Origin of the sequence: Phnomibacter ginsenosidimutans, assembly GCF_009740285.1 — a bacterium.
Lineage (GTDB): Bacteria > Bacteroidota > Bacteroidia > Chitinophagales > Chitinophagaceae > Phnomibacter > Phnomibacter ginsenosidimutans.
This window is the reverse complement of record NZ_CP046566.1, coordinates 2,100,845-2,126,651: the sequence shown is the minus strand read 5'-3', so window position 1 is coordinate 2,126,651 and position 25,807 is coordinate 2,100,845. Positions and strand designations below refer to the sequence as shown.

22 protein-coding genes and 2 pseudogenes are annotated in these 25,807 nt (G+C 46.0%); 17 read left to right on the top strand and 7 right to left on the bottom strand.

Going from position 1 to position 25,807, the window contains the following annotated elements; translation table 11 throughout:
• The first annotated feature begins 32 nt into the window (after window positions 1–32).
• From GLV81_RS09280 to GLV81_RS09265, 4 genes are all read left to right on the top strand, one after another.
• Window positions 33–1,376, top strand: a complete 1,344-nt coding sequence (locus tag GLV81_RS09280; protein WP_157478620.1) for a UDP-glucose dehydrogenase family protein — start codon at window positions 33–35, stop codon at window positions 1,374–1,376.
• Window positions 1,376–2,380 carry a UDP-glucuronic acid decarboxylase family protein gene (locus GLV81_RS09275; protein ID WP_246186353.1) on the top strand — a complete coding sequence of 335 codons (1,005 nt, stop codon included), beginning with the start codon at window positions 1,376–1,378 and terminating at the stop codon, window positions 2,378–2,380. Before GLV81_RS09280 ends, GLV81_RS09275 begins: the two co-directional genes overlap by 1 nt.
• Before the next feature lie 82 nt (window positions 2,381–2,462).
• Entirely contained in the window at window positions 2,463–3,314 is an 852-nt protein-coding gene (gene rfbD, locus GLV81_RS09270) for a dTDP-4-dehydrorhamnose reductase (RefSeq protein WP_157478619.1), read from the top strand.
• 15 nt (window positions 3,315–3,329) lie between these two features.
• Entirely contained in the window at window positions 3,330–4,289 is a 960-nt protein-coding gene (locus GLV81_RS09265; RefSeq protein WP_157478618.1) for an NAD-dependent epimerase/dehydratase family protein, read from the top strand.
• Here GLV81_RS09265 and GLV81_RS09260 read toward each other — a convergent pair.
• From GLV81_RS09260 to GLV81_RS09245, 4 genes are all read right to left on the bottom strand, one after another.
• Entirely contained in the window at window positions 4,283–5,746 is a 1,464-nt protein-coding gene (locus GLV81_RS09260; RefSeq protein WP_157478617.1) for a hypothetical protein, read from the bottom strand. The genes GLV81_RS09265 and GLV81_RS09260 overlap by 7 nt on opposite strands.
• A gap of 26 nt (window positions 5,747–5,772) precedes the next feature.
• Complete coding sequence (locus tag GLV81_RS09255) at window positions 5,773–7,041, bottom strand: radical SAM/SPASM domain-containing protein (protein ID WP_246186352.1); 1,269 nt, start codon at window positions 7,039–7,041, stop codon at window positions 5,773–5,775.
• A gap of 40 nt (window positions 7,042–7,081) precedes the next feature.
• Window positions 7,082–7,669, bottom strand: a complete 588-nt coding sequence (locus GLV81_RS09250; protein ID WP_157478616.1) for a peroxiredoxin-like family protein — start codon at window positions 7,667–7,669, stop codon at window positions 7,082–7,084.
• Between the two features lie 85 nt (window positions 7,670–7,754).
• Complete coding sequence (locus GLV81_RS09245) at window positions 7,755–10,229, bottom strand: S9 family peptidase (protein ID WP_157478615.1); 2,475 nt, start codon at window positions 10,227–10,229, stop codon at window positions 7,755–7,757.
• A gap of 194 nt (window positions 10,230–10,423) precedes the next feature.
• Between GLV81_RS09245 and GLV81_RS09240 the strand changes: the two genes are divergently transcribed.
• Entirely contained in the window at window positions 10,424–11,875 is a 1,452-nt protein-coding gene (locus tag GLV81_RS09240; RefSeq protein WP_157478614.1) for an APC family permease, read from the top strand.
• A gap of 74 nt (window positions 11,876–11,949) precedes the next feature.
• Entirely contained in the window at window positions 11,950–12,966 is a 1,017-nt protein-coding gene (locus tag GLV81_RS09235; protein WP_157478613.1) for a bifunctional heptose 7-phosphate kinase/heptose 1-phosphate adenyltransferase, read from the top strand.
• Here the strand turns inward: GLV81_RS09235 and GLV81_RS09230 are convergent.
• Entirely contained in the window at window positions 12,963–13,652 is a 690-nt protein-coding gene (locus GLV81_RS09230) for a DUF6498-containing protein (RefSeq protein ID WP_157478612.1), read from the bottom strand. The genes GLV81_RS09235 and GLV81_RS09230 overlap by 4 nt on opposite strands.
• A 315-nt stretch (window positions 13,653–13,967) precedes the next feature.
• Here GLV81_RS09230 and porV point away from each other — a divergent pair, with 315 nt between their 5' ends.
• The 10 genes and pseudogenes from porV (at window position 13,968) to GLV81_RS09185 (ending at window position 21,628) form a co-directional block, all read left to right on the top strand.
• Window positions 13,968–15,134 (top strand): type IX secretion system outer membrane channel protein PorV, encoded by a 1,167-nt coding sequence (gene porV / locus GLV81_RS09225; RefSeq protein WP_157478611.1) that lies wholly within the window; start codon window positions 13,968–13,970, stop codon window positions 15,132–15,134.
• A gap of 76 nt (window positions 15,135–15,210) precedes the next feature.
• Window positions 15,211–15,696: a 2-C-methyl-D-erythritol 2,4-cyclodiphosphate synthase gene (gene ispF / locus GLV81_RS09220; protein ID WP_157478610.1), complete on the top strand. Its 486-nt coding sequence runs from the start codon at window positions 15,211–15,213 to the stop codon at window positions 15,694–15,696.
• Window positions 15,696–15,908, top strand: a pseudogene (locus tag GLV81_RS20245) (dCTP deaminase/dUTPase family protein); the annotation flags it as partial. The gene ispF and the pseudogene GLV81_RS20245, both read left to right, overlap by 1 nt.
• Window positions 15,865–16,140, top strand: coding sequence for a dUTP diphosphatase (locus GLV81_RS20240; RefSeq protein ID WP_343030624.1), 276 nt, complete (start codon window positions 15,865–15,867; stop codon window positions 16,138–16,140). The pseudogene GLV81_RS20245 and the gene GLV81_RS20240, both read left to right, overlap by 44 nt.
• A 253-nt stretch (window positions 16,141–16,393) precedes the next feature.
• Window positions 16,394–17,062: a lipoprotein insertase outer membrane protein LolB1 gene (lolB1, locus tag GLV81_RS09210; protein ID WP_157478609.1), complete on the top strand. Its 669-nt coding sequence runs from the start codon at window positions 16,394–16,396 to the stop codon at window positions 17,060–17,062.
• Window positions 17,063–17,134: 72 nt separating this feature from the next.
• Entirely contained in the window at window positions 17,135–18,172 is a 1,038-nt protein-coding gene (locus GLV81_RS09205; RefSeq protein WP_157478608.1) for a murein hydrolase activator EnvC family protein, read from the top strand.
• The gene (locus GLV81_RS09200; protein ID WP_157478607.1) at window positions 18,141–18,476 is read left to right on the top strand and encodes a murein hydrolase activator EnvC family protein; all 336 of its coding nucleotides are present in this window, start codon (window positions 18,141–18,143) and stop codon (window positions 18,474–18,476) included. Before GLV81_RS09205 ends, GLV81_RS09200 begins: the two co-directional genes overlap by 32 nt.
• A 128-nt stretch (window positions 18,477–18,604) precedes the next feature.
• A pseudogene (locus GLV81_RS21720) lies at window positions 18,605–19,587 on the top strand (acetyl-CoA carboxylase carboxyltransferase subunit alpha).
• Between the two features lie 28 nt (window positions 19,588–19,615).
• Window positions 19,616–20,485 carry a 4-hydroxy-tetrahydrodipicolinate synthase gene (dapA, locus tag GLV81_RS09190; protein WP_157478606.1) on the top strand — a complete coding sequence of 290 codons (870 nt, stop codon included), beginning with the start codon at window positions 19,616–19,618 and terminating at the stop codon, window positions 20,483–20,485.
• A complete protein-coding gene (locus GLV81_RS09185; protein ID WP_157478605.1) occupies window positions 20,486–21,628 on the top strand; it encodes an alpha/beta hydrolase in 1,143 nt (380 codons plus the stop codon).
• Here GLV81_RS09185 and GLV81_RS09180 read toward each other — a convergent pair.
• Complete coding sequence (locus GLV81_RS09180; protein WP_157478604.1) at window positions 21,588–22,514, bottom strand: ribonuclease Z; 927 nt, start codon at window positions 22,512–22,514, stop codon at window positions 21,588–21,590. The genes GLV81_RS09185 and GLV81_RS09180 overlap by 41 nt on opposite strands.
• A 73-nt stretch (window positions 22,515–22,587) precedes the next feature.
• Window positions 22,588–22,971 carry an STAS domain-containing protein gene (locus GLV81_RS09175; protein WP_157478603.1) on the bottom strand — a complete coding sequence of 128 codons (384 nt, stop codon included), beginning with the start codon at window positions 22,969–22,971 and terminating at the stop codon, window positions 22,588–22,590.
• A gap of 220 nt (window positions 22,972–23,191) precedes the next feature.
• Here GLV81_RS09175 and GLV81_RS09170 point away from each other — a divergent pair, with 220 nt between their 5' ends.
• Window positions 23,192–25,756, top strand: a complete 2,565-nt coding sequence (locus GLV81_RS09170; RefSeq protein WP_157478602.1) for an ATP-dependent Clp protease ATP-binding subunit — start codon at window positions 23,192–23,194, stop codon at window positions 25,754–25,756.
• The last annotated feature ends 51 nt before the right edge of the window (window positions 25,757–25,807 follow it).

The window sequence follows — 25,807 nt, the reverse complement described above, 5'->3', positions numbered from 1 at the left end:
CCCATCTTAACCAACACCAAACATTCCACTACATGAAGATCGCAGTTATTGGAACAGGCTACGTAGGCCTTGTAACAGGAACATGTTTTGCAGAAACCGGAAACCGTGTCACTTGCGTTGATATTGACGAACGCAAAATTGCCAAGCTCAAAGGCGGCACCGTAACCATTTACGAACCCGGTTTGGAAAAACTTTTTGAACGCAACGTAAAAGAAGGCCGACTCCTGTTTACCACACAATTGGAAGAAGGCATAGCAGATGCCGAAATCATTTTCCTGGCTTTGCCAACGCCTCCCGGCGAAGACGGCAGCGCCGACCTGAGCTATGTGTTGGGTGTAGCCCACAAGCTCGGCACCATTATGAAAAAAGGCGACTACAAAGTAATTGTAGACAAAAGCACTGTACCTGTAGGTACTGCTGATAAAGTAATAGCAGGCATACTGAAAGGCAGCAACAATGCACTGGTACCCGGTGAAGATTTCGACGTAGTGAGCAACCCCGAATTTTTGCGGGAAGGTGTAGCCGTTGAAGACTTCATGAAACCCGACCGTGTAGTGATTGGTACCGATAGTGCCAAAGCCCGTTCGGTAATGGGAGAGTTGTATGCACCTTTTGTACGCAGTGGCAACCCCGTTATTTACATGGATGAAAAAAGTGCTGAGCTCACCAAGTATGCTGCCAACGCATTCCTGGCTACCAAAATCACTTTCATGAACGAGATAGCCCGCATGTGCGAACTGCTCGGTGCCGATGTAGACATGGTTCGCAAAGGTGTAGGTAGTGACGAACGCATTGGTAAGCGATTCCTGTTTCCGGGCATCGGTTACGGCGGCAGCTGTTTCCCCAAAGATGTACAGGCATTGGCCAAATCTGCAGCTGAAGTAAACTATGACTTCCGCATATTGAAAAGTGTAATGGAAGTGAATGAAGCGCAGAAAACGTACATCATTCCAAAAATCAAAGACTATTTCAATAATGACCTGACTGGTAAACACTTTGCCATCTGGGGTTTGGCCTTTAAACCAAACACCGATGACATTCGTGAAGCACCGGCTTTGTACATTATCAAAGAATTGTTGGCCGCAGGCGCAACCGTTACTGCATTTGACCCCGAAGCCATGCCCAATGTGAAAGCATTGCTTGGTGATAGCATCAAGTTTGCAGAATCGCAATACGAAACGCTGGCTGATGCCGATGCATTGATTATTGCTACAGAATGGAACGAATTCCGTACGCCAGACTTTACTAAAATTTCTGCTTCGCTGAAGCGCAGAACCATTTTTGATGGCCGCAATTTGTTTGATACAGATTTGATGAACAAACTCGGTTATTATTATTTCAGCATTGGTCGCAAAACTGTACAGCCCAACAATTAATGAACGCCACCATGGAATCAACTACCCGAAAGAAAAGAATCCTCATCACCGGTGCTGCTGGCTTTTTGGGCTCACACCTCTGCGATCGTTTTATAGCTGAAGGCTATCATGTGATCGCCATGGACAACCTGATTACAGGTGATTTGCGCAACATTGAGCACCTTTTTCCAAAGCCAGAATTTGAATTCTATCATCACGATGTTACCAAGTTCATCCACATTCCGGGTGAGCTGGATTATATCCTTCATTTTGCTTCTCCCGCCAGCCCCATCGACTATTTGAAAATTCCCATCCAAACCCTGAAAGTGGGTGCCATGGGAACGCATAACTGTCTTGGATTGGCGAAGGCAAAAAAGGCCCGCATTTTGGTGGCGTCTACCAGCGAAGTATATGGCGATCCATTGGTGCATCCACAAACCGAAGAATACTGGGGCAATGTAAATCCCGTAGGTCCTCGTGGTGTGTACGACGAAGCCAAGCGTTATCTCGAAAGCATCACCATGGCCTATCATACATACCATGGCGTTGAAACCCGCATCATTCGCATCTTCAACACTTATGGTCCGAGAATGCGACTCAATGATGGTCGTGCATTGCCCGCCTTCATTGGTCAGGCATTGCGTGGTGAAGATTTGACCGTTTTTGGTGATGGTAGCCAAACACGCAGTTTCTGCTACGTGAGTGATTTGGTGGATGGTATTTACCGCTTGTTGCTCAGCGATTATGCCTACCCCGTCAATATTGGTAACCCCAGTGAAATTTCGTTGAAAGATTTTGCAGAAGAAGTTATCAAGTTGACTGGCAGCAATCAAAAAATTGTATACAAGCCATTGCCGGCTGATGATCCGAAGCAACGTAAGCCGGACATTACCAAGGCCAAAACCATTTTGGGTTGGGAACCAAAAGTAGACCGTGCCGAAGGGTTGAAAAAGACTTACGACTACTTCAAAGCTCTGCCCGAATCGGAATGGCACAAGCAGCCGAAAGAATTTACCAGCAAGTAATTTTTTTCGCAAAACAATACAATGGGTTTTTCAAACTGCAGTGGTTTGAAAAACCCATTTACTTTTGAGCAAATCAGCAAACATGAAGATTGTTGTAACCGGTGCCAATGGACAGTTGGGTAAATGCATGCAAGATGTAGCATCGAATTTTCCTGCATTGCAGTGCATTTTTTTAGGCAGAGAACATTGCGACCTGCAGCAGTTTGGCATGGTATCGCAGGTGTTGCAGGCACTAAAACCTGATTGGGTTATTAATGCAGCTGCCTACACAGCAGTAGACAAGGCCGAACAAGAAACGCAGGCTGCTGATTTAATCAATGGCGAAGCTGTAGGCCATTTGGCAAAAGTGTGTAAAGATATTGCTGCCAAACTGATTCATGTATCCACTGATTATGTGTTTGATGGCACTGCCACACAACCTTATGTAGAAACAGATGCTGTGCATCCGGTTGGGGCGTATGGCAAAAGCAAATTGATAGGAGAGCAGTTGATACAACAACTTTATGCTGATGGTGCTGTCATTGTAAGAACATCGTGGGTGTACAGCAGGCATGGTGCCAATTTTGTAAAAACCATGTTGCGATTGATGAAAGAAAAAGAATCAATTGGTGTTGTCAATGATCAGTTGGGTTCGCCTACTTATGCCATTGATTTAGCAAATGCACTGCTCAGTATTTGTCAGCATCCAAAATTTGTTCCCGGCATTTTTCATTACAGCAACAGCGGTATTATCAGTTGGTACGATTTTGCTGTGGCCATTCGAGAGATATCGGGATTGAACTGCAAGGTAAATGCCATTACCACTGCAGAATTTCCAACACCAGCCAAGCGGCCTGAATGGAGTGTACTCAACTGTAATAAAATTCAAACAACTTACGGCTGTGCCATACCGGAGTGGAAAGCGTCTTTGCAACAATGCATGACATTGCTTTAATCGTATTTTCATCGCATGCAGTTTTTCATTACAGGTGCTGCCGGTTTTACAGGTTTTGCTACAGCTCAATATTTGCTGCAGCAAGGCCATACTGTGATAGGACTTTGCCGTAACGATACTCAGGCGAAACGTTTACAGGCTACAGGTATTCAGCCCGTGTTGGGCACTTTGGAAACCTTGGCTGAAACAACGATTCCACATGTAGACGTTGTGCTGCATTGTGCGGCACTCTTGGGCAAATGGGCGCCTTACGCCGAATATGAAAAAGTAAATGTACAGGGAACGAAAGCCGCCATAGAAAAAGCCATGGCTATTGGGGCCCAGCGTTTCCTACACATCAGTACCGATATGGTGCTGCTGAATGATGCTGATATTTGTAATGCCACTGAGGAAACGCCTTTGGGTAACGCATCTTACGCCTATGCAAAAAGTAAACGAGAAGCCGAGGTCTTGCTTCAATCGTATCATAGCCAAATAGAAATCGTCATTTTACGGCCACGTATGATTTGGGGTAATACGCAAAACCCATTGTATAAAAGCATGCAGCAAGCTGCCGAGACTGGTCGGTTTTTATGGTTGAACAAGGGCCGGGTTCAAACCAGTGTAACGCATGTATTGAATTTGGCTGCCGCCATCGAATTGGCCGCACAGCATCCAGCCGCTGCCGGACAAGTGTATCATGTAGCTGACAAACAACCTCACACTCTTTACGATTTTTGGCAGCAACAACTGGCCACACAGCAATTGCGTTTACCCGATACATCCATTCCCGGATGGATGGCCCGCCTGATGGCTGATTGCATTGAACCAGTTTGGAAATGCTTCGGCATAAAAAAGGCACCACCAATAACCCGCATGGCTGCGGTGAGTTTTTCACGGAGTTGCACATTGAATACGCAAAAGATTGCCTGTGAGTTGGGCTATGCCGACATTATTTCTTTTGAAGAAGGACTTCGTCAAATGAAGCATCACTGAGCCACCAGCAAGCGGCCGTTTTGATAAGCGATGAGCAGACTTTGCTTAAGCTGAACACTATCGGGCACTTGCAGCAATTGTACAAACTGCGCCTTAGAAACCAGCGTAGTTTTTTCCAATTTGGGTATTTGTAAAAACGGTTTCATATCCGGTGCAATGGAATAGACGGTTTTGCCAGCAGCTGCGGGCACCAGCCATGCTACGGCTTCGGGCAAACCTGTTCTCAACAAAACAACACCCTTGTGTTCGCCCGGCATATTGAAGTAATAAATGAACCGGTGTTGTGGTTGCACAAATGTATTGGTAGTGGCGACTACAGTTTCGGCTACTGCACTTGCCCTGCGGAAACTCAATGAACTCTGCAGCAGGAATGCAAAAGCAAATACTGCATAAATGCCACTGAGTAACCAACGCTGCTGCATGTTGCACCAGCGCAAAACTTGTGCTGCCAGTAAAGCCAACAACAATGACGGCAAATACAGGTATCGCTCAGATTCTACACCATGTGTGTCAATACCCAACGAAATGTAAGGCAGCAAGCTGGCCAGCAGCACCAGTTTCAGCAAGAAAAATTTCCAAAGGTTTCCGGCCCATTGTTTCCGATGATAAACTACGAGTATCAATATCGGCAAGAGTATGATGACGGCAGTAATCAGCAGCCAGGTATTGCTCACAAATGGAGGAACAAAGAGGCGTAACAGCAACGCCGCGTAATTACTGAACAGGGTACTGAGTTGGCCAGTAAGCAAGCTGCCCGATTCGTAATGGTCAGTAACGCCACCAAGCATTACTACACGAATAAGTATGTAGGCTATGGTGGCAGCAGCAGCCATCAGCATTTGCTGGAGCCAATGGCTGGCATCATTTGCTTTCTGTTGTTTTCTATACAACCAAATTGCGCCCAGCAACACAGAATATACTAAAACCGACTCGTAGGTAAATAATCCGGCTAAGTACAACAAGCAGCCCAGCATTTGCCACCAAAACGATCTTCGCATTTGTGCCAGCAACGCCAGTTGCATCCATAAAGTAGATAAGGCGCCGGTACGACCGATTAACCAAAAAACAGACTCGCTGTGAAAAGGGTAGAGGATAAAAAAGAAACAGGTGGCATGTGCTACTAAAGAGCTGTTGGGTAGCTTCATCAGCCCCAGTATTTTTTTGCTGGTAAAAAACAGCAAAACAGTATTGGCGAGATGCAACAGCAAATTGGTAAAGTGGTAACCGACAGCATTTTTGCCATAGAGTAAACTATCGAGGTACAAACTAAAATCGTTCATGACCCTTATAGAATGCCGCTGACCAAACACGGCCTGCTCACTCAATGGTATGTGTATGAAATCATCGTTGAGATAATACAAACCAAAAGGGGCGTACAATGCCACTACTACCAGTCCCACAAGGGCCCAGAGCAACAGCAATGTTTTTTTGGCAGGTAATTGATCCCAGCGTTGCATGGCAAAAACTTAGTGTTGCAATGCTACTAAGGCTTTATCAGATCGGCGTAGCTTTTTTCGGCTTCAGCACACCACTGGTAGTAGCCAAATAGTTTTTGGGTAATGTTTCGACCAAAGTATTTTTCGAATGAGCGGTACAAAATCACATCGTATTTCCGATGAAAATTGAGCCAGCACTGATTGCAGTTGTGTACAAAATGCTTTTGCTGCGCAATAGCTGTAGGGCCGTTGAAAATGGCATCCAGACTTTGTTCATGCACATTACCTAACATCAGGTCGAGGTTCTGGCAAATGGGCACTTCGCCATTCGGCAAAATCACGAGGCTGTCTAATATGCTGTAGCATTTCAGCTTCACATTGTTTTGGCGCCATTCATTGTACAGCACCATGAAATCATAATTCTCCGAAAACTCTTTGATGATTTCAGGAATGTTGGGCACAAAGTTTTGAAAGCTGCGGCTGGTATCATGCTTGGGTGTTTGAATATCACCACTGCGTTCGGCCGCTTTTACTTTTTTAATGGTTTCAACCTTGCCTTCACTCTTTAGTTGTTGCACCGTTCTAAAATCCAACGGCTGTTGGTTCTTTACTTGTCCGGGCTCTAAATCATGGGCTTTGTCTACGGTGTCAAAAAAGGCGATGTCGTTGTAAATACCCACCCGCATGTCGATGCCATAATGCTTACACACTTCGGCTACGTGTTGCATGTCGTCGAAGTTGTTGTACGGACTGAGTGTAAACATTACCGACACGGGCAGTTGCTTGTGTACGGCTTCAATTACTTTCAATACACTCTGGTAGCCGGGTTTGCCCCGCATGTGCAGGTAGGTTTCTTCATTGCCATCCAACGAAATAAACAATCTGCGTGGTGGATGTTTTTTCACGGCTTCAATCACACCATCGGGTTTGAGGCAGTTGCTCAGCAAATCGAAATTGGGATGATGCTGATGAAACCATTGCATAATCTCCATGGCATCGGGATGCAGCATAAACTCGCCGCCTTCCAAACCAACGGAGGTATGTTTGGTGATGCATTTGCTCTGCATCACTTCAAATATTTTTTCTTTACTCAGGTAGTTTACCGGACGCTTGGCCCAGATAAGGCAATGCTTGCAGGCGCTGTCGCACACATCGGTAGCATATATCATGAGTGTGCTCAGTTTTTTGTGGGATGGAAAAAACTGATTGTTGACAAACTTGCTGCCTCTGCGCAGATAATCGCCTAGTTGATACATAATTGGTGCGTGACGGTCGGCCAATGACAGACCCGGCCAAATATCGGTAGGAATGCGCAACCCAATTGTATTTTGTGCTGCCGAAAAAAGGAAATGCTGTTTACAGTTTTTCCAAGAGTGTTTTTACACTGGGCCTGTTGCGGTAGTTGCTGTCAAAAAAAGCGTAGGTAATAATGCCTTTTTGGTTGATGATATACACGGCAGGCACGGGCAGTACCGCATCATTGGAAGCATTCACAGCATTCAGGTCTACGCCAATGGCCTTCAACCGGCTGACGGTGTTGGCATCTACATCATACAGCACTTTGTACCGCTGCATAATACTGTTATCTACATCCGACAAAATGGGAAAACTGGCTTCGGTTTTGTCAATGGTATTGTTGACATAAATAGCCGACTCCGGACTGATGGCCACTACCTGCGCATTGCGTTTTTTCAGCAGTGGCAATGAGTCTTGTAGTTGTTTGAGCTGCCGGTTGCAAAACGGGCACCAATAGCCTCGGTAAAAGATAACAATCACAGGGCCTTTTGCTTGCAATTGCTCCAGCGATACGGTGCGACCATGTTGGTCTTTTGCAGAAAAGGACGGTGCCTTGCTGCCTACTGCTAATGCTGCAGGATCGGCTTGTGCCAACACTGCATTTGCCCAAAACAACAGGCCTACCACCCAAACGATTCCGCTTTTCATATCCTAAGGTTCGTGATTTAAAGTTAAACCATTTACTACTTCGGGTAATGGGAATTTGGAGGCAGGCCTGTTTTACCTTTCTTGTTTAGTTGCGACGCTTATTGCCGCTTTGTTCTTGCTCTTTTGTCATTTCAATGATATCAACTGGTGGGTTGGTATCACCCAGTAAATGAGCACAGAAATAGTCGCCCATTTTCCAGAAGAAATATTCAGTCATATCTCCATAACCGTGGCGTTGGCCAGGCAGCAACACAAATTCAAAACGCTTGTTGGCTTTGATGAGTGCATTGGCCATGCGGATAGAGTTGCCCGGATGCACGTTGTTGTCAATATCGCCATGGCTCAGCATCAAATGACCTTTCAGGTTTTTGGCCAGCTCCGGATTCTTTTCAATGCTGTACACAAAGCTGGTATCGCCTTTGGCAGAAATCACTTCTTTCACCCCATGGTGTTTTTCACTCCACCAGCGGTTGTAGATATTGTTTTCGTGGTTGCCGGCACTGCTTACTGCTACCTTAAAGAAATCAGGGTACACCAGCATGGCAGCGGTACTCATAAAACCACCACCGCTGTGGCCGTGAATGCCTACACGATTGATGTCGATGAATGAATAACGGTCTGCGAGTTGCTCTGCTGCCGCTTTTTTGTCGGCCAAACCATAGTCGCGAAGATTACCATAGCCAAAGTTGTGGTACCACTTGCTGCGGTTGGGATGGCCGCCACGGTTGCCAATGGTTACCACTACAAAACCAAATTGTGCCAAACGGTCGGTACGGTCGAGGCCACGGCCAAATGCTTTGTTCACAGCTTCAGTTTGCGGACCTGGATACACGTATTCAATCAGCGGATATCTCTTGGTGGAATCAAAATCGAAAGGCTTGTACATCACGCCATACAAATCGGTGATGCCATCATCGGCTTTTACTTTGAAAGGCTCAGGAAATTTGTAACCTGCAGCAAACAAAGAACTGAAGTCGGCCTGTTCCAGTTGCATCACCACACGGCCGGTATTGTCGAGCAGGGTAGAAACGGGAATGGTATTGACACGGGAAAAGTTGTTGACAAAGAAACGCTTGTTGTCGTTGCCACTTACCTGATGGTCGAAGTCGCCGGGGTTCAGCAATTTCAGATTGCTGCCATCGAGGTTGATGCGATACAAGTGGTTGTAGTAAGGATCTTCATTGGCTTCACGGGCATTGGCTGTGAAATACATCACACGACCCACTTCGTCAATGCCTTCAATGTCTTCTGTATGCCAGGGACCGCTGGTGATTTGGCGTATCATGGTGCCTTTGTCATCATACAAATAGAAATGACCCCAGCCGTCTCTTTCGCTCCAGTGTACAATCTCTTTACCTCCGTTGATGAGGGCAGGACGGCGAATTTCTACATACGTATTCAGGCGTTCCTCAATCAATGTGGTTACGGCGCCGGTGGTTGCATCCACTTTGCAAATGTCAATCTTGTGCAGGTCGCGGCTGGTGCGGCTCATGTAAAAATGCGTATTGGTACCATGCCAGATATTACTGCGAAAATCATCGTCGCGGCTGCTTTCTGCCATGGGTGCACTCCACATGCCAATCTCCTGATTTTTGAATGCAGCCGTGTTTACTATTTTGCTGGTTTTGCTGCTGGCATCAAAAATGTAGAGGTAACGTTCAGGGGCTTCTTTTTCACCCGGCATTTGGTATTTGTAGGTTTCCAACGTTGGGCGTGGTTCTGCTACACTGTTGATGACCCACAGGTCTTTCACTTTGCGTTCGTCGCTACGCATAAGGGCAAAGCGTTTCGAGTCGGGCGACCAATACACAAATACACTTTTGCGTTTTTTGGCGTTCTTTTCTTTTTCAACATTGGTTTCATTGCGGCCACCACCGTATGAAAAATTCTCTTCGCCATCTTTTGTCAGTTGGTATTCTACAATCGTGCTGTCGTCTTCATTTTTCAGCGCTTTATTGTAGTTCACACTGTCCATCCAGTACAGGTTGTTGAGTTTTGAAAACAACACGATGCTTTTATCGGGACTGATAGAAGCCCACTGAGCACGGTCTTTTGGTTTTTCAAAATCTTTCAACTCTGTGAGCTGACCTGTAGCCAATGTGTATTCGAAGTAGTAGGTCTTTTTTTCTTTTGTTGGCTCGGCCCCTTTTTTGGCTGCCGTGTCTTTCTTTTCTACTTCTTCAGTACTCTTTACTTCAAACTGAAAAGCCGTTTCATTTTTTACAAATTTGATACGGTCGATGGGCAGGTGCTGGCCATCAAAAGGATCTTTCACAATGCGGGTGATATCTGCCGCCATCTTATCATTGTCGAACAGTTTGGTTTTGGTACCCTTTGCTGCATCTACCAGGTACCACACTTTGCCGGCAGTGGTTTGGTACATGTACCAAAACTTGTCACCCGACTTGAGCCAGTGAGGATCTACCGAAGTAGAGAACAACATTTTCTCCATTTTTTTGGGAGAGAAACGGGCGGCCAGTGCATAGTTGCCTTTTTGCTGGGCCTGCACCGAAACTGAAAGGGCTATGAAACAACACAGCCACACAAACGATTTCCGCATACGCATTGAGTTATGATTGGTAATTGAACCTTGTTAGACGTTGTACTGCACAGTGGCCATTGATGCCTTGCCACAATGTTGTACACAGGTTTTTTACAATTTTAAGTGGAATATCAGGAAGAACAAACAATGTGTAAACCGAAGATTACGCAACACGCATTTTACCTATATTGGCTCCTTTATCCAAACTACACATGGCAGAACAAACACATTTGAAACAATCGCTGGGCCTGATGGACGGCACCCTGATAGTGGTGGGCTCCATGATCGGCTCCGGTATATTTATAGTAAGTGCCGACATTACCCGCAACGTGGGCAGCGCCGGTTGGCTCATTGCCGTATGGCTCATTACGGGTTTTATGACCTTAACCGCCGCATTGAGTTATGGCGAATTGAGCGGCATGTTTCCCAAGGCTGGCGGGCAGTATGTATATCTGAAAGAAGCCTACAATCCACTCATGGGTTTCTTGTATGGCTGGAGCTTTTTTGCCGTCATACAAACGGCCACCATCGCAGCAGTGGGCGTGGCTTTTTCTAAGTTTTTGGCCTATCTCGTTCCGGAGTTGGGCAACAACTATTTTTTGTTTGACGCCGGAATTGTAAAAGTGTACAGCGGTCAGCTGGTGGCCATTGCCATTATTGTATTGCTTACTTATGTCAACTCCCGTGGTGTAAAAGAGGGGAAGTTTATACAAACCATTTTTACCACCGCCAAACTGTTGGCTTTGTTTGGGTTGGTAGTGTTGGGCTTTGTGCTGGCCAAAGAAAACTTTTGGGCCGCCAACTGGGAAACAGGTTTTACCCCCATGCAAGATTTGGGTCAGAAAGATGAGCTTGGCAAGTTGATGCCGACTTCCTGGGTAGGCATTTCTGGTGGTGCGTTGATGGGCGCCATTGCTACAGCCATGGTGGGTTCCATCTTTAGTAGTGATAGCTGGAACAACGTCACGTTTATTGCAGGGGAAATGAAAAACCCGAAACGCAATATCGGGTTGAGTTTGTTTTTGGGCACCCTAATCGTAACCGTGATATACGTAAGTGCCAACCTGATGTATTTGTATGTGCTGCCTTTGAATGAGCTGGCTTTTGCAGCCGATGACCGGGTAGCCGTAGCTGCCGCCAATCGCATCTTTCCTTCATTTGGCACTTACCTCGTCGCCATCCTTATTATGATCAGCACTTTTGGCTGCAACAACGGATTGATTATGGCAGGGGCTAGGGTGTATTATACCATGGCCAAAGACGGTTTGTTTTTCAAGCAAGCCGGACAGCTCAATAAAAATGCAGTACCACAATGGGCACTGTGGGCACAATGTGCTCTGGCTTCGGTGCTTTGCCTCAGCGGCCGTTACGGCGATTTGCTGGATATGATTTCTTTTGTAGTGGTGCTGTTTTATGTGCTCACCATTGTTGGCATTTTCATTTTGCGTAAAAAGCAACCCGATACACCACGGCCTTACAAAGCGTTCGGCTACCCTTTGTTGCCCGCCATTTACATCATCATGGGACTGGCTTTTTGTGCCCTGCTGCTCATCTATAAGCCCGGCTACACCCGTCCAGGATTTGTGATTGTGGCCATCGGCATTCCTTTGTATTACTGGGCCCGAAAGAGTTTCAAACCTATTGACACTGCTGAAGAAGCATAAATTCAAGGCCTGTTGCAAATGCTGTAACAGGCCTTGTTGTTGGGTTCCCTACTTTTGCGCTACAAATCAGGTATATGTTCGATCAGGTATTTGAAGCGATAGAAAAATTGCATGTGGCAGTGGTGGGCGATGTAATGCTTGATACATACTGGTTTGGCCACACTGACCGCATTTCGCCGGAAGCACCGGTGCCGGTGGTGGCGGTAAAAGGCAAGGAATACCGGATTGGCGGTGCAGGCAACGTGGCACTGAATCTGATAAGTCTCGGTGCAAAAGTGTCGATGCATACGGTGACCGGTACCGATGAAGACGGGCTGCTGCTGGAAATCATGATGAAAGACCGCGGCATCAATACCGAAGGTGTTTGGAAAAGTGATGACCGTATTACCACCAACAAAATCCGCATCATCAGCCGCAGCCAGCATTTGCTGCGCCTCGATTACGAGGTCAGCGATGATTTGCCTGCTGATAAAGCCCAGCGTTTTATTGATAAAACTATTGAGCAGTTTGAGCAAGACAAACCGCAGGTTGTCATTTTTGAAGATTACAACAAAGGCGTATTGACGAAGGAAGTGATTGCTGCGTTGCTGCAATACTGCCAGCAAAACAACATCATCACTACCGTTGACCCCAAACGGAAAAACTTCTTTGCTTACAAAGGCGTCAGCATTTTCAAGCCCAATTTGAAAGAAGCCAAAGAAGCGTTGAACCTGCTGGATGTAACACCTACATTGGAAGGCATGCAGCAAGTTCATGCATTACTGAAAGCCGAATTACAGCACCAGGTGTCACTCATCACCCTCAGCGAACGTGGTGTATTTGTGCAGGATGGTAACGAGGCCAGCATTACGCCGGCACACATTCGAAACATTGCGGATGTTAGTGGCGCTGGCGATACGGTGATTGCGGTGGCATCTGCAGTATATGCCTGCACGGGCAATGCGCCGCTCATGGCAGCTGTGGCCAATCTGGCTGGCGGTTTGGTGTGTGAATCGGTTGGTACGGTGGCTATTGATAAGCAACAACTGCTCGACGAATGCAAACGCCTGTTGGCCAATGAGCAGGAGGGAAGCCAGTTGATTGACGGTTAAAAGCGGTCGCCACTGGTGCGTTTCATTTCAGCAAACAACTTGTTGAAATCAAGAAAGCAGGTGAAAAAGATTTTCACCAGCATAAATATCACGAGGAAACCACCACTTAGGCCAAAGTTCAGAAACATGGCGCCTGCAAGCACCGTGAATTGCTGTACAAAAATGCGCAGGTAGGGCTCAAACATCATCTGCAACATCGATTTGGTTTTCCATTCTACCTCTTGCAAAAATTGAATACCACCCTGCAGAAATATCAAGCCCAGATTGATGTAGAAAAACAAATGGCCATTGGTGCCCAGCAGCTGCCAGGCTGCTGTAAAATTACTGAACATGCTCATGCCTACCGACGTGCCTGAAACACCCATGAAAATCATAAACTGAACGTAGGCAAACAGTCCAAAATGTACCACAAAAAAGGCCGCAAAAAAAATGCCTGCAATTAAATCGCCTTTTTTAAAAGAACTGCCATCACCAGCCCGAAGAGCTGATGAAACCAGCAGCCTGATGGTATTGTACATGCCAATCATGAGGGTTTCGGCCATATACAACAGGAATGCCTGAATAGCCGAAATGGCACCGGCGATATAGAAAAGCAACGGCATCAGGTTGATGATAAGCCAGGCTATATCACTAATGGTCCATTGGCGCCGAAGCACTTGTTGTAAGGTTATTTTCTTATCAGGCATAGCAAAACAATCCCCGAAAGTTAAGCCTTTCACACACAGGCTTCACTTTTTGAACTTTTTGGGGTAATGCACAGGTCTGCATAAATCGGGCCGAATGTTGTGCTGCCAAATCATTTCGTTTGTAAAGAGAATATCCAACGTGGTTGTTCGTTTGTGTTGGGTGCAGCTTTGAAAGATTTTTACTTACCTTCGAATATCTCAAATCATACTTGCCTATTGGCTGACTTTTACGCATTTCAACACTTTGATTTTTTTGACTGAACCGCTTTGTTGGCGGTTTGAAATGGCCAGTATTGAATTAAATAACACATTTTCATGAGAGTATCCCTGCGACATTCCCTGTTGGGCATCGGTTTGTTTACCGGCCTGTTTGCACAGGCACAATTGCAAGTAAATAATGTTCCTACTACTGCTGTTCCGTTTTTACGCATCAGTCCCGATGCACGTGCCGGCGGTATGGGCGATTTGGGTGTAGCTACTGCCCCCGATGCCGGTTCTACTTTTTGGAACATTGCCAAAATGCCTTTTCAACAAAACCAGGCCGGCCTTTCTGTAACCTACACACCTTGGCTCAAAGACATTGGCGTTAGCGATGTATTTCTGGCGGCTTTGAATGGTTATTATAAACTGGATGAAGAATCGGCGGTGTCTGGTTCACTTCGCTATTTTAACCTTGGTAATATTCAGTTTACCGATTTCAGTGGAAACCCGCTGAGCACCGGTAAACCTACAGAGCTGGCCGTGGACCTCGGCTATAGCCGCAAACTTACCGAACGCTGGAGTGCTGGTGCAGCGCTGCGTTACATCAACAGTAACCTTGCACGTGGTTATGCTTCGAGCAGTGGTGTTGTATACCAGGCTGGTAGTACAGTAGCAGGCGATATCACCGCCTTCTACGATGGCACCGACGAAATTGGTAGCGGTGTTAGATTTGGTGTAGCACTTACCAACCTGGGTGGCAAAATTGGCTACACCAACAATGCTGCCGAAAAAGACTATATCCCCGCCAACCTTGGTATTGGTTTTACCTATACCAAAGCTTTCGACGAAATGAATAAAATCATGTTCGGCGTGGACATGAACAAGCTGTTGGTGCCTACTGTACCTGATATAAGCAATCTCGATAGTGCCGGAGCGGCAAATGCACTTATTGATTATAGAAACCAAAGTGTAGTCTCAAGTTGGTTTAAATCTTTTAGCGATGCGCCAGATGGTATGGGCGAAGAGTTCAAAGAAATCAACTGGAGTGTGGGGGCAGAATATAGCTACGCCGATCAGTTTTTCTTCCGTGGTGGTTATTTCTACGAAGACAAAAACAAGGGCAACCGCAAATATTTTAGTGTAGGCGTTGGTTTGAAGTTCAACTCTATGGGATTGAATTTTTCTTACCTCGTACCATCGGGCAGCGGCACCAACCGCAATCCGCTGAGCAATACACTCCGCTTTAGTCTTGCCTTCGATTTTGGCGGGGCTGGAGAATAGCATAAACTGAAAAGAATCAGCATTTTAGATAGGCGAAGGGTGTACTTTCGCCTATCATTTTTTAAACCAATCGATCATGTTAAGAATAGGACAAGGCGTTGATTTTCATCTTCTCGTAGAAGGAAGAGATTTGTGGCTGGGTGGTGTTAAAATTCCGTACGAAAAAGGCTCTCTGGGACATAGTGATGCAGATGTATTGCTGCATGCCATTTGTGATGCTATGCTGGGAGCACTTGCTTTGGGTGATATCGGTTTACACTTTCCCAACAACGCTCCTGAGTACAAAGGCATCGACAGCAAAGTGCTGCTGCAGGAAACCGTTGACAAGATTTGGGAGAAAGGCTATCATGTAGTGAACATTGACAGTACAATCTGTCTGGAAGCACCTAAAGTAAAGCCTTACATCAACCACATGCAGTTGGTGATTGCCTCCATTTTGAAAATTGGTTTGGATGATGTGAGCATTAAGGCTACCACCACCGAAACAATGGATGCCATAGGCAGGGGTGAAGGCTTGAGTGCCAGTGCCATTGTGTTGCTGCAAAGAAACATGGAGGGTTAATGGCCGGGTTAGCTGTTCGCATCGTCAATCAATCGGGCAATGAATTGCCGGCGTATGCCACACCGGGAGCTGCGGGGTTAGATATCCGGGCCTGGATACCTGAGCCAATACTTTTACAACCTCTCCATAGAGCATTGGTTTCCACAGGTTTGTATCTCGAAATTCCTGATGGATATGAAGCTCAGGTTAGGCCACGAAGCGGCTTGGCCATCAAGCAGGGCATTACCTGCCTCAATACCCCGGGCACCATCGACAGTGATTATAGGGGGAGAAGTAAAGGTGATTCTCATCAATCTGAGCCAAGAGCCACAGACCATACATTCCGGCGACCGCATAGCTCAGTTGGTATTTCAATCGGTAGCTCAGGTGCAGTGGCAACCGGTAGAAACCTTGACCGAAACTGACCGCGGCGCAGGTGGTTTTGGCCATACCGGTAAGCAATAGCGGGTGCTGGCAGTATGGCTTTCCACGCAGGCTGAATAACCTTTTAACACAAGGTGCTGCCACATTGCCGCATATTTGCGAACGAACCTCCCATTGAACCATATGTCATTTCGCAATATATTCATCGGCTGCGTAGCTTGTTTGTTTGCCATAGCATCTTGCAAGGCACCCAAGCAAATTCAAACAGCTATTCAAAAGGTAGACTCTGCAGCCGTTATACCCGTAACAAGCTCCTGAAGTAGATTCAGCGGCTATCAAAAAAGCCATTTACGACAGAGTGCACAGCAACAAAATCGATTTCAATTATTTCCTTGGCAAAATCAAGATTGATTTCAACGACAGCAAGGGCAAGAATACCAATGCCACAGCTTTCATCCGCATCAAAAAAGATAGCCTGATGTGGATTTCCATCACCGGTGCTTTGGGTATTGAAGGTTTCCGCATTTTGGTTCGGCCCGACTCTGTATGGGTTATGGACAAGCTGGAAAAAACCATTGCCGCCAGAAGTGTAGAATATCTGAAAGAAATAGTGAAACTGCCTGTGGATTTTACCGTGTTGCAGGATCTTATCATCGGCAATCCGGTTTTCTTTCCGCAAAACGTGAATTCATTTAAAACAACAGGCAATACATTGATGGCATTAAGTACTGGCGAATATTTCAAGCATCTCATCACTGTGGATACCAGCAACAACTCCATTTTGCACAGCAAGCTGGATGATGTAGACCAACTGCGTAACCGTACATGCGGTATTTCACTCAGTGGCTATGCACAAGTACAAAACCGTTTGTTTAGCAACATGCGGGAAATTACGGTGACGGAAAAATCGAAGCTGGACGTGCTGTTAGAATTCAAGCAAGTCACTTTTGATGAAGTACAAACATTCCCATTTACGATTCCTAAAAATTATACGCCTAAATAATACTGGCGACATCCTGTCGTTTCAAATGCATCATCCTTCACTTTTTTGCTTACACCTTTCAAATTGAAGCCTATGCTACGTATGATCACATTTTGTTTGTTGTTAGTTAGTTTTTCGGCGGTTGCACAGCAGCAATCGAAAGAAGAACTGCAACGCAAAACGCAGCAGTTGCTGAAAGAAATTGAAGATGTAAAACAAGACCTGGCTGAAGCGCAAAAAAACAAGAAGCAGTCGCTGGGTGTGTTGCGGGGTATTGAAAAAAAGATCAACATCCGCAATCAGGTAATACAAAACATCAAGGGTGAAGTGTATTACGTAGAAAAGGATATCATTAAAACTTACCGTGAAATTGACACCCTGAAGCAAGAGTTGGCCACGTTGAAAGACCAGTATGCGCAAAGTGTGGTGTATGCTTATAAAAACAGAAGTAATTACGATTTTCTCAACTTTCTTTTTTCTGCCGGCAGCTTTGCTGATGCTTTGAAACGTGTTTCCTATTTAAAAACATACCGCAGTTACCGGGCTCAAAAAGCGGGTGATATTGTACGAACACAAAAATTACTCGAAGAAAAAATAGCCAGCCTTACCGGCAAACGTCTCGAAAAAACCAAAGCCCTCGATTTGGAAGGCAAACAAAAAGCAGAACTGGAAATTGAGAAAAAAGAAAAGGACAAAGTGGTAGCACAGTATTCCAGTCAGGAAAAGCAACTGCGCAATATGCTGGCCAACCGTGAAAAAGAAAGAAAGCAACTGCAGAATGCCATTGCAGCTGTGATTAAGCGGGAAAAAGACGAAGCCTTAAGAAAAGAAAGGGAAGAAGCGGCCCGCAAAAAAGCAGAAGCAGCGAAGAACAATACCAATGCTGGTACTGGCAACACCAATGCAACTGCATCGAAGCCTGCCAATGGTACTAAACCCAATACGCCCACAGCAACCACGCCTATCAAAAAGCGGGATGCATCCGTATTGGAAAACACCCCCGAAGGACTGATTCGTTCCCAGCAATTTGAAGAAAACCGTGGCAAGCCTGCCTTGGCCGGTAGAAAAATGCGTGGTGACGCTCAAATATGGCACCAATATGATTCCCGGTTTTGGTTCTCGCCCCATTGAAGTGCCCAGCGATGGTATTACGATGGAAGTAAACGTAGGCTCACCAGTAAAAGCAGTGTTTGAAGGAGAAGTAAATTCTGTTTTCAACGTTGGCGATCGTCAGGTGGTGATGGTAAAACACGGTAAATATTTTACCACATACAGCAACCTGCAGGGTGTATCGGTGAGCAAAGGCCAAAAGGTAAGTCCGGGGCAAGTATTGGGCCGTGCCGGTCTGAATGATGAAGGCGTTGGCGAAGTAAGCTTCCAGATTGACACGGACAAGGGCACTCAAAACCCCGAATCCTGGTTGCGTCGTAGATAACTCATTCCCAATATCGTTTTACACATTTACCCTAAACAGGCGGATTTACTCAATCCGCCTGTTTGATTGTATACGTCAACCCTTAATTTTACCGCCCCAAACTAATACGTAGGTAAACTAAACAAAGTATGCCCCAGTATCCAAACAGGCAGTTCCTCGATTTTGAAACGCCCATCAAAGAATTGTATGAGCAAATCGAAGTCAATAAGAAGAACGCTGAAAAAAATAAGAGCGTTGATTATACCGCTGTGATTGCACAGCTGGAACAATCCATTGTAGATAAGCGAAGAGAAATAACCGAGAACCTCACCAGCTGGCAAAAAGTACAGTTGAGTCGTCATCCGGACAGGCCATACACCCTGAAGTATATTCAGAAAATGACCACCGACTTTGTGGAGCTGCATGGCGATCGCAATGTAAAAGACGACAAAGCCATCGTTGGTGGTTTTGCCAAGCTCGAAGGCGAAACGGTGATGATTATTGGTCAGCAAAAGGGATCAATACCAAAATGCGGCAGGAACGCAACTTTGGTATGGCCAACCCTGAAGGTTATCGCAAAGCGCTGCGCCTGATGAAGCTGGCTGAAAAATTCGACAAGCCCATCATTACGTTGGTCGACACACCTGGAGCTTTTCCAGGCATTGAAGCCGAAGAACGGGGCCAGGGTGAAGCCATTGCCCGCAATATTTATGAAATGCTGCGCCTGAAAGTGCCTGTTATTTGCGTGGTGATAGGCGAGGGTGCCAGTGGTGGCGCCATGGGCATTGGTGTAGGTGACAAAGTATTGATGTTGGAAAATACCTGGTACACTGTTATCAGTCCCGAAAGTTGCAGCTCCATTTTGTGGCGCAGCTGGGAGAAAAAGGAAACTGCTGCCGAACAATTGAAACTCACCAGCGACCACATGCTCGAATTTGGCTTGGTAGATGGCGTAGTAAAAGAACCAGTGGGAGGTGCTCACTGGGATTATGATTTGGCTGCCCAATATTTGAAAGACACTTTGCTTCCGATGATTCGTGAGCTTAAACAGGTGCCCGCAGAAGAGCGGGTCAGCCAGCGAATCAAAAAATTCGGCAACATGGGCTTCTACGAAGTGCACCCTGTTGCTTAGTCAAGCACAAGCAAAAATCACAAGTAAAATGCAACAATTAAAAGGTGTGGGTGTAGCCCTAGTTACACCTTTCCAGCAAGATATGGCTGTAGATTATGCAGCCCTCGAAAGACTCATTGAATATACACTCCGTGGCAAAGCCGATTATCTGGTAACACTTGGTACTACAGGAGAAGTAGCCACACTTTCTGAAGAAGAGCAACTCGCTGTACTCGATTTTACTTTGAAAACCGTGGCGGGCCGTGTGCCGGTAGTGGTTGGTATTGGTGGCAACAATACTCAAGAAGTGTTACGTAAATTGGCCACCTGGCCATTGGACGCTGTAACGGCAGTACTGAGTGTGAGCCCTTATTACAGCAAGCCTTCTCAGGAAGGTATTTACCAGCATTATGCAGCTATTGCCAACGCATCGCCTAAGCCGGTGATTTTGTACAATGTACCGGGCCGAACTTCATCCAACATAAGTGCAGAAACCACCATCCGGTTGGCCAACGATTTTCCGGGCAAAGTAATTGGTACCAAAGAAGCCAGTGGCAATATGGTGCAAGCCATGCACCTCATCAAAAATCGTCCGGAAGGGTTCCTGCTCATTAGTGGCGACGACCATGTAACCATGCCGCTCATTGCCTGTGGTTTTGATGGTGTGATTAGTGTGATAGCCAACAGTCATCCTGCGCAGTTCAGCCAATTGGTGCACATGTGCCTCAATGGTCAGTTTGCAGAAGCACGTCCTTTGCAAAACAGCCTCCTCGAAAAAATGGATATGTGTTTTGTAGAAAACAATCCTGCAGGTGTAAAAGCATTTTTGAGTGAAATGGGTATCATCAGCAACAACCTACGTTTGCCGTTGGTGCCACTGAGTGCAGTACACATGGCAAAACTGAAAAGCTTATTGTAAGTGAATAAAACAATACTGACCTTACTGGTCTGGATGGGGTTTGTGCAAACCAACGGGTGGGCACAAACCCTTTTGCTTTCGCTGAAAGATTTGCCGCAGGGCATTTCAGCAGAACAAATATTTGTTGCCGGCAATTTCAATGGTTGGAATCCGAAAGACAGTAACTATCGTTTTAATAATCAGGGAAAGCTGCGCATACAAGCTACTGCTGCTGCATTGCTAGAGTTTAAATGCACTCTCGGTAGCTGGGAAAAAGTTGAATGCAACAGCAATGGTAGTAGCATCAGCAATCGGGTAATAAAACTACTGAAAGACACAAGCGTTACAATTCGCATTGAAAGCTTTCAGCATTTGCATGCAGGCAAACCAGTTGTTTCAACAGCTTCTGCCAATGTGCATGTGTTGCCTGCTGCTGTACAACGAAAGGGAGAAAACAAAACCATTCGTTTGTATTTGCCACCCGATTATACGCAGGGCAACAACAAGTATCCGGTGCTGTACATGATGGACGGGCAAAACCTGTTTGATGTAACCACGGGCAGCTTTGGCGAATGGCAGGTGGATGAAGTACTCGATTCCATTTTTCTAGCCACAGGTAAGTCAATGATTGTAGTTGGTATTGATCATGCAGGCCCGCTACGGCTGAATGAATACAATCCATATGACCATCCCCGTTTTGGCAAGGCAGACGGACGTGCATTTGTGCAATGGATTACGGATACATTGAAGCCTTGGATTGATGCACATTATCGCACCAGTACAAAAGCATCCAACACTTGGATAGCAGGCAGCAGCATGGGCGGGCTCATCAGCACCCAAGCTTTGCTGCAAGCACCGCAACAATTTGCTGGTGCAGGTATATTTTCTCCTGCATATTGGACGGCACCTGAAATGTTCAATGCAGCTAATGCGCAACCATCAGCCTTTCGGAAAAAGCGGTTGTTCCTCTATGCCGGCGGCATGGAAGGAGAATCCATGGTACCCGACATGCAACGCATGGCTACATTGGCTAAAAAAGGAAAACCAAGATCATTCGTCGAAATTATTTCGCCAGAGGCGCAGCACAACGAAGCCGCCTGGCGCAAACAATTGCCTGCATTTTTTAGCTACCTGCTTCTGTTGGGCGGCGCAGCAAATAAGTAACGCCTTCTATGGCCAAATCTGTTTTTGGAAATACCGCCCTTGCTTCTTTTTCAAATTCCTGCAAGTCTTCGTACTTACTACTGAAATGACCGATGAGTAATCGTTGTGGCTGGCAGTGCTGAGCCATCATAGCGGCTTGCTTGCTGGTGCTGTGAAAACGGACTGCGGCTCTTTCTTCCAAATCTTGCAGAAAGGTGGCTTCGTGGTACATCAATGTAACCTGTTGCAGATGAACGCATATTTCTGGCAGGTACACCGTATCGGCGCAATAAGCATAGCTCAATGGTGCTGGCGCTGCAGTAGTTACTGTTTCGTTCAGTATTACTTCGCCATTTTTGTTGATGTAATCTTCACCCAGCTTCAGGCGGTTGTAGAAGTATTGCGGTATGCCTGCGGCCACAGCTTTTTCCTTAAGTAAAGTCCGGGGTGCTTTTTGCTCCGTAAAGCGGAACCCAAAACAAGGAATGCGGTGCTTTACCGGAAAACAGTCCACCCGCACATGCTTGTTGCTAAGTAATGTGCCGGCAGTTTCGATAGTATGTATCTGCAAATCAAATGGGAGCGTAGTATCGGCAACCTGTAACTGGAGTCGGATGATTTGCTCCAAACCGGCAGGAGCATAAATGTGCAGTGGCTGCTCTCTGCCCAACAATCCAAACGAAGTAATAATGCCAATGAGCCCGAAATAATGATCGCCATGCAAATGGCTGATAAATATGTGGTTGATTTTGCCCCGACGGATTTTGTACTGGGTAAGCTGCATTTGTGTACCCTCTCCACAATCTATCAAAAACACTTCATCGTTCCAGTACAGGGCCTGTGCCGTTGGATGACGATCATATGCCGGTATAGCCGAATTGTTGCCGAGAATGGTGAGTCCGTACATAAGCGGTGCAGTGTAGTGGGTAAATGCAAATGACAATCAATCGGCTGCGTATGCTGCAAAAAACGGATATGAATTATTCCGTATCAAAATCACCCATCAGTTCCCGCTCTATTTCTTCCATTTGCACTATGTCCCAGGCTTCGCTCAGGGTAGGTGTTACATTCATCATTTCCAAAAGTTCGGCCTTATCAAAGGCTTCTTCTACAGCGGGTTGCATGCAACAAATCACAAAAGAATAGTTGAGCTCATAGTAAGCTTGTTGAGCCTGCGCCAGTGCCTGCTGCATATCGGCGTGTACTTCCTGCACCTGCTCCAATGACAACACTACATTAAATGGCGGTTGTTTTTGTACAACAGACAGCATTTCGGCAAAGTCGGCTGTCATATTAGCAGTTAATACGCCATCGAGGAGGCTGATTTCGTGAAATTTTTCCTTGGTATCTAATTTGACGTTCATAAACAACGGTGTATAAGTTGTTGCCGCTTTTCAGGATTACCGATTCCTTCACAACCTAAATTGTTCCTGAATCGTAATGCATTCAACCGGCATCGTGAATGTTGAAACGGGCAGGTTGTGGAGGTTGAGGTTGTTCCTTAATTCACAACATGTGTATTTCAGCAAAGGATTGAGCCCCGAAAATAATCTTTAATATTGTAAGCAACAGGAGAGCACACATATGGACGGTAATTTTTCACCACAGGTAAAGGAAATAATTTCCTACAGCAGAGAAGAGGCATTGAGGTTGGGCAATGATTTTATTGGCACCGAGCATCTGTTGCTTGGCCTGATAAGAGACGGCGAAAACACAGCTATCAAAGTGCTGAAACAATTGAACGTAGACCTGTACGAATTGCGCAAGGAAGTAGAACTGGCCGTGCGGGATAAAACAGGAAAAAATATTGCCAACATCAATAGCCTGCCACTCACCAAGCAGGCCGAAAAAGTGATTCGTGTAACGGTGCTCGAAGCCAAATCGCTGAAGAGTGCAACCGTAGAAAGCGAACACCTTATGCTGAGCATTTTGAAAAACAAAGAAAACATTGCTACGCAAATACTCATGCAGTATGAAGTAGATTATGATGTTTTCAAAAATGAATTGGGCGTATTGCTCAACAGCGATTTCAACACCCGTGCCGAATACTCCGACGACGACAACGACGATTTTGAAGAGGAGAAAAAAGGCGGCGGTTATGGTGCTGGTGCGTCCAAACAACGGCAGCAGCAGGGTGGTGCTCAAAAAAGCAAAACTCCGGTGCTCGACAACTTTGGCCGCGACATTACCCGATTGGCAGAGCAGGGAACTCTCGATCCAATTGTAGGTCGTGAAGCAGAGATCGAAAGGGTGTCGCAAATTCTTTCTCGACGCAAAAAGAACAACCCCATTTTGATTGGTGAACCCGGTGTGGGTAAAACTGCCATTGTGGAAGGTTTGGCACTGCGCATTGTGCAGCGCAAAGTAAGCCGGGTGTTGTTCGATAAGAGAGTGATTAGTTTGGACCTTGCTGCATTGGTAGCGGGCACAAAATATCGTGGTCAGTTTGAAGAACGCATGAAAGCCATCATGAACGAACTCGAAAAGAACAGAGACGTGATTCTGTTCATCGATGAAATTCATACCATCGTAGGTGCTGGTGGTGCCAGCGGTTCACTGGATGCCTCCAACATTTTTAAACCTGCATTGGCCCGTGGCGAACTCCAGTGCATTGGCGCCTCTACTTTGGATGAATACCGCATGCACATTGAAAAAGATGGTGCCCTCGATCGTCGTTTTCAAAAAGTGATTGTGGAGCAACCCAGCGTGGAAGAAACCATTCAGATTCTGCAAAACATCAAGAGTAAGTACGAAGACTACCATAACGTAAGCTACAATGATGAAGCCATTGAAGCCTGTGTAAAACTCAGCGATCGGTACATGACAGACAGGTTGCTGCCCGATAAAGCCATTGATGTATTGGATGAAGTAGGAGCCCGTGTGCACCTCAAAAACATCAATGTTCCCCAGAACATTCTTGATCTGGAAAAACGCATTGAAGAAATAAAGCTGGAGAAAAACAAGGTGGTAAAAAGCCAGCGTTTTGAAGAAGCTGCTTCATTGCGGGATACCGAAAAACGCCTGGGCGAAGAATTGGAAAAAGCAAAGAACGAATGGGAAGAAGACAGCAAGCATGCCCGCTATCCGATAGATGAAGAAAACATTGCGGAAGTGGTGAGCATGATGACCGGCATTCCTGTAAAACGCATGGTGCAGGCCGAAACGGAGAAGCTTCGTCGGATGAGTGATGACATGAAGAACATGGTCATCGGACAAGATGAAGCCATCCTGAAAGTGGTGAAAGCCATTCAGCGCAACCGGGTAGGTTTAAAAGATCCGAAGAAGCCAATTGGTACTTTCATTTTCCTTGGCCCAACGGGTGTAGGTAAAACAGAATTGGCCCGTGCCCTGGCTCGTTATATGTTCGATAGCGAAGATTCACTCATTCGCATCGACATGAGTGAATACATGGAGAAGTTTACCGTAAGCCGTTTGATTGGTGCGCCTCCGGGATACGTGGGCTACGAAGAAGGCGGACAACTCACTGAGAAAGTGCGTCGTAAACCTTACAGCGTTATCCTGCTCGATGAAATTGAAAAAGCGCATCCTGATATCTACAACATTTTGCTGCAGGTATTGGATGATGGTCAGCTTACCGATGGCCTCGGTCGCAAGGTAGATTTCAAAAACACCCTTATCATCATGACATCTAACATTGGTGTACGCCAGTTGAAAGATTTTGGTGAAGGCGTGGGTTTTGCTACCGCTACCCGTATGCAGAGTGCTGAAGAAAACAGCAAGGCTGTTATTGAAAAAGCATTGAAGCGCACCTTCAGCCCTGAATTTTTGAACCGTATTGACGATGTGATCATCTTCAATAGTTTGTCGAAAGAAAACATCTTCTCTATCATCGATATTTTGATGAAGAATGTGATGAAGCGGTTGAACAACCTGGGCTTTAGATTGGAACTCACCAAAGAAGCCAAAGACTTCATTGCCGATAAAGGATACGATTCACAGTTTGGTGCTCGTCCGCTGCACAGGGCCATCCAAAAGTATTTGGAAGACCCGCTGGCAGAAGAAATTCTGAACATGAATATTAAGCAAGGCGATGTGCTCGAAGCCAGTTTTGATAAGGACAATCAGAAGATTGTGTTTAGTATGAAGAGCCGCGAATCGGAACCAACCGTAGAAGAAGGCAAAGCCTAATGCATACATGATTTATCTTTAAAGCCAGTTGGAAACAGCTGGCTTTTTTAT

Bases quoted from the DNA above. Each gene is read 5' to 3' on its own strand.
- GLV81_RS09280 (WP_157478620.1), top strand. From the start codon at position 33: ATGAAGATCGCAGTTATTGGAACAGGCTACGTAGGCCTTGTAACAGGA.
- GLV81_RS09275 (WP_246186353.1), top strand. From the start codon at position 1,376: ATGAACGCCACCATGGAATCAACTACCCGAAAGAAAAGAATCCTCATC.
- rfbD (WP_157478619.1), top strand. From the start codon at position 2,463: ATGAAGATTGTTGTAACCGGTGCCAATGGACAGTTGGGTAAATGCATG.
- GLV81_RS09265 (WP_157478618.1), top strand. From the start codon at position 3,330: ATGCAGTTTTTCATTACAGGTGCTGCCGGTTTTACAGGTTTTGCTACA.
- GLV81_RS09260 (WP_157478617.1), bottom strand. From the start codon at position 5,746: ATGCAACGCTGGGATCAATTACCTGCCAAAAAAACATTGCTGTTGCTC.
- GLV81_RS09250 (WP_157478616.1), bottom strand. From the start codon at position 7,669: ATGAAAAGCGGAATCGTTTGGGTGGTAGGCCTGTTGTTTTGGGCAAAT.
- GLV81_RS09245 (WP_157478615.1), bottom strand. From the start codon at position 10,229: ATGCGGAAATCGTTTGTGTGGCTGTGTTGTTTCATAGCCCTTTCAGTT.
- GLV81_RS09240 (WP_157478614.1), top strand. From the start codon at position 10,424: ATGGCAGAACAAACACATTTGAAACAATCGCTGGGCCTGATGGACGGC.
- GLV81_RS09235 (WP_157478613.1), top strand. From the start codon at position 11,950: ATGTTCGATCAGGTATTTGAAGCGATAGAAAAATTGCATGTGGCAGTG.
- GLV81_RS09230 (WP_157478612.1), bottom strand. From the start codon at position 13,652: ATGCCTGATAAGAAAATAACCTTACAACAAGTGCTTCGGCGCCAATGG.
- porV (WP_157478611.1), top strand. From the start codon at position 13,968: ATGAGAGTATCCCTGCGACATTCCCTGTTGGGCATCGGTTTGTTTACC.
- ispF (WP_157478610.1), top strand. From the start codon at position 15,211: ATGTTAAGAATAGGACAAGGCGTTGATTTTCATCTTCTCGTAGAAGGA.
- GLV81_RS20240 (WP_343030624.1), top strand. From the start codon at position 15,865: ATGGATATGAAGCTCAGGTTAGGCCACGAAGCGGCTTGGCCATCAAGC.
- GLV81_RS09205 (WP_157478608.1), top strand. From the start codon at position 17,135: ATGCTACGTATGATCACATTTTGTTTGTTGTTAGTTAGTTTTTCGGCG.
- GLV81_RS09200 (WP_157478607.1), top strand. From the start codon at position 18,141: ATGATTCCCGGTTTTGGTTCTCGCCCCATTGAAGTGCCCAGCGATGGT.
- dapA (WP_157478606.1), top strand. From the start codon at position 19,616: ATGCAACAATTAAAAGGTGTGGGTGTAGCCCTAGTTACACCTTTCCAG.
- GLV81_RS09180 (WP_157478604.1), bottom strand. From the start codon at position 22,514: ATGTACGGACTCACCATTCTCGGCAACAATTCGGCTATACCGGCATAT.
- GLV81_RS09175 (WP_157478603.1), bottom strand. From the start codon at position 22,971: ATGAACGTCAAATTAGATACCAAGGAAAAATTTCACGAAATCAGCCTC.
- GLV81_RS09170 (WP_157478602.1), top strand. From the start codon at position 23,192: ATGGACGGTAATTTTTCACCACAGGTAAAGGAAATAATTTCCTACAGC.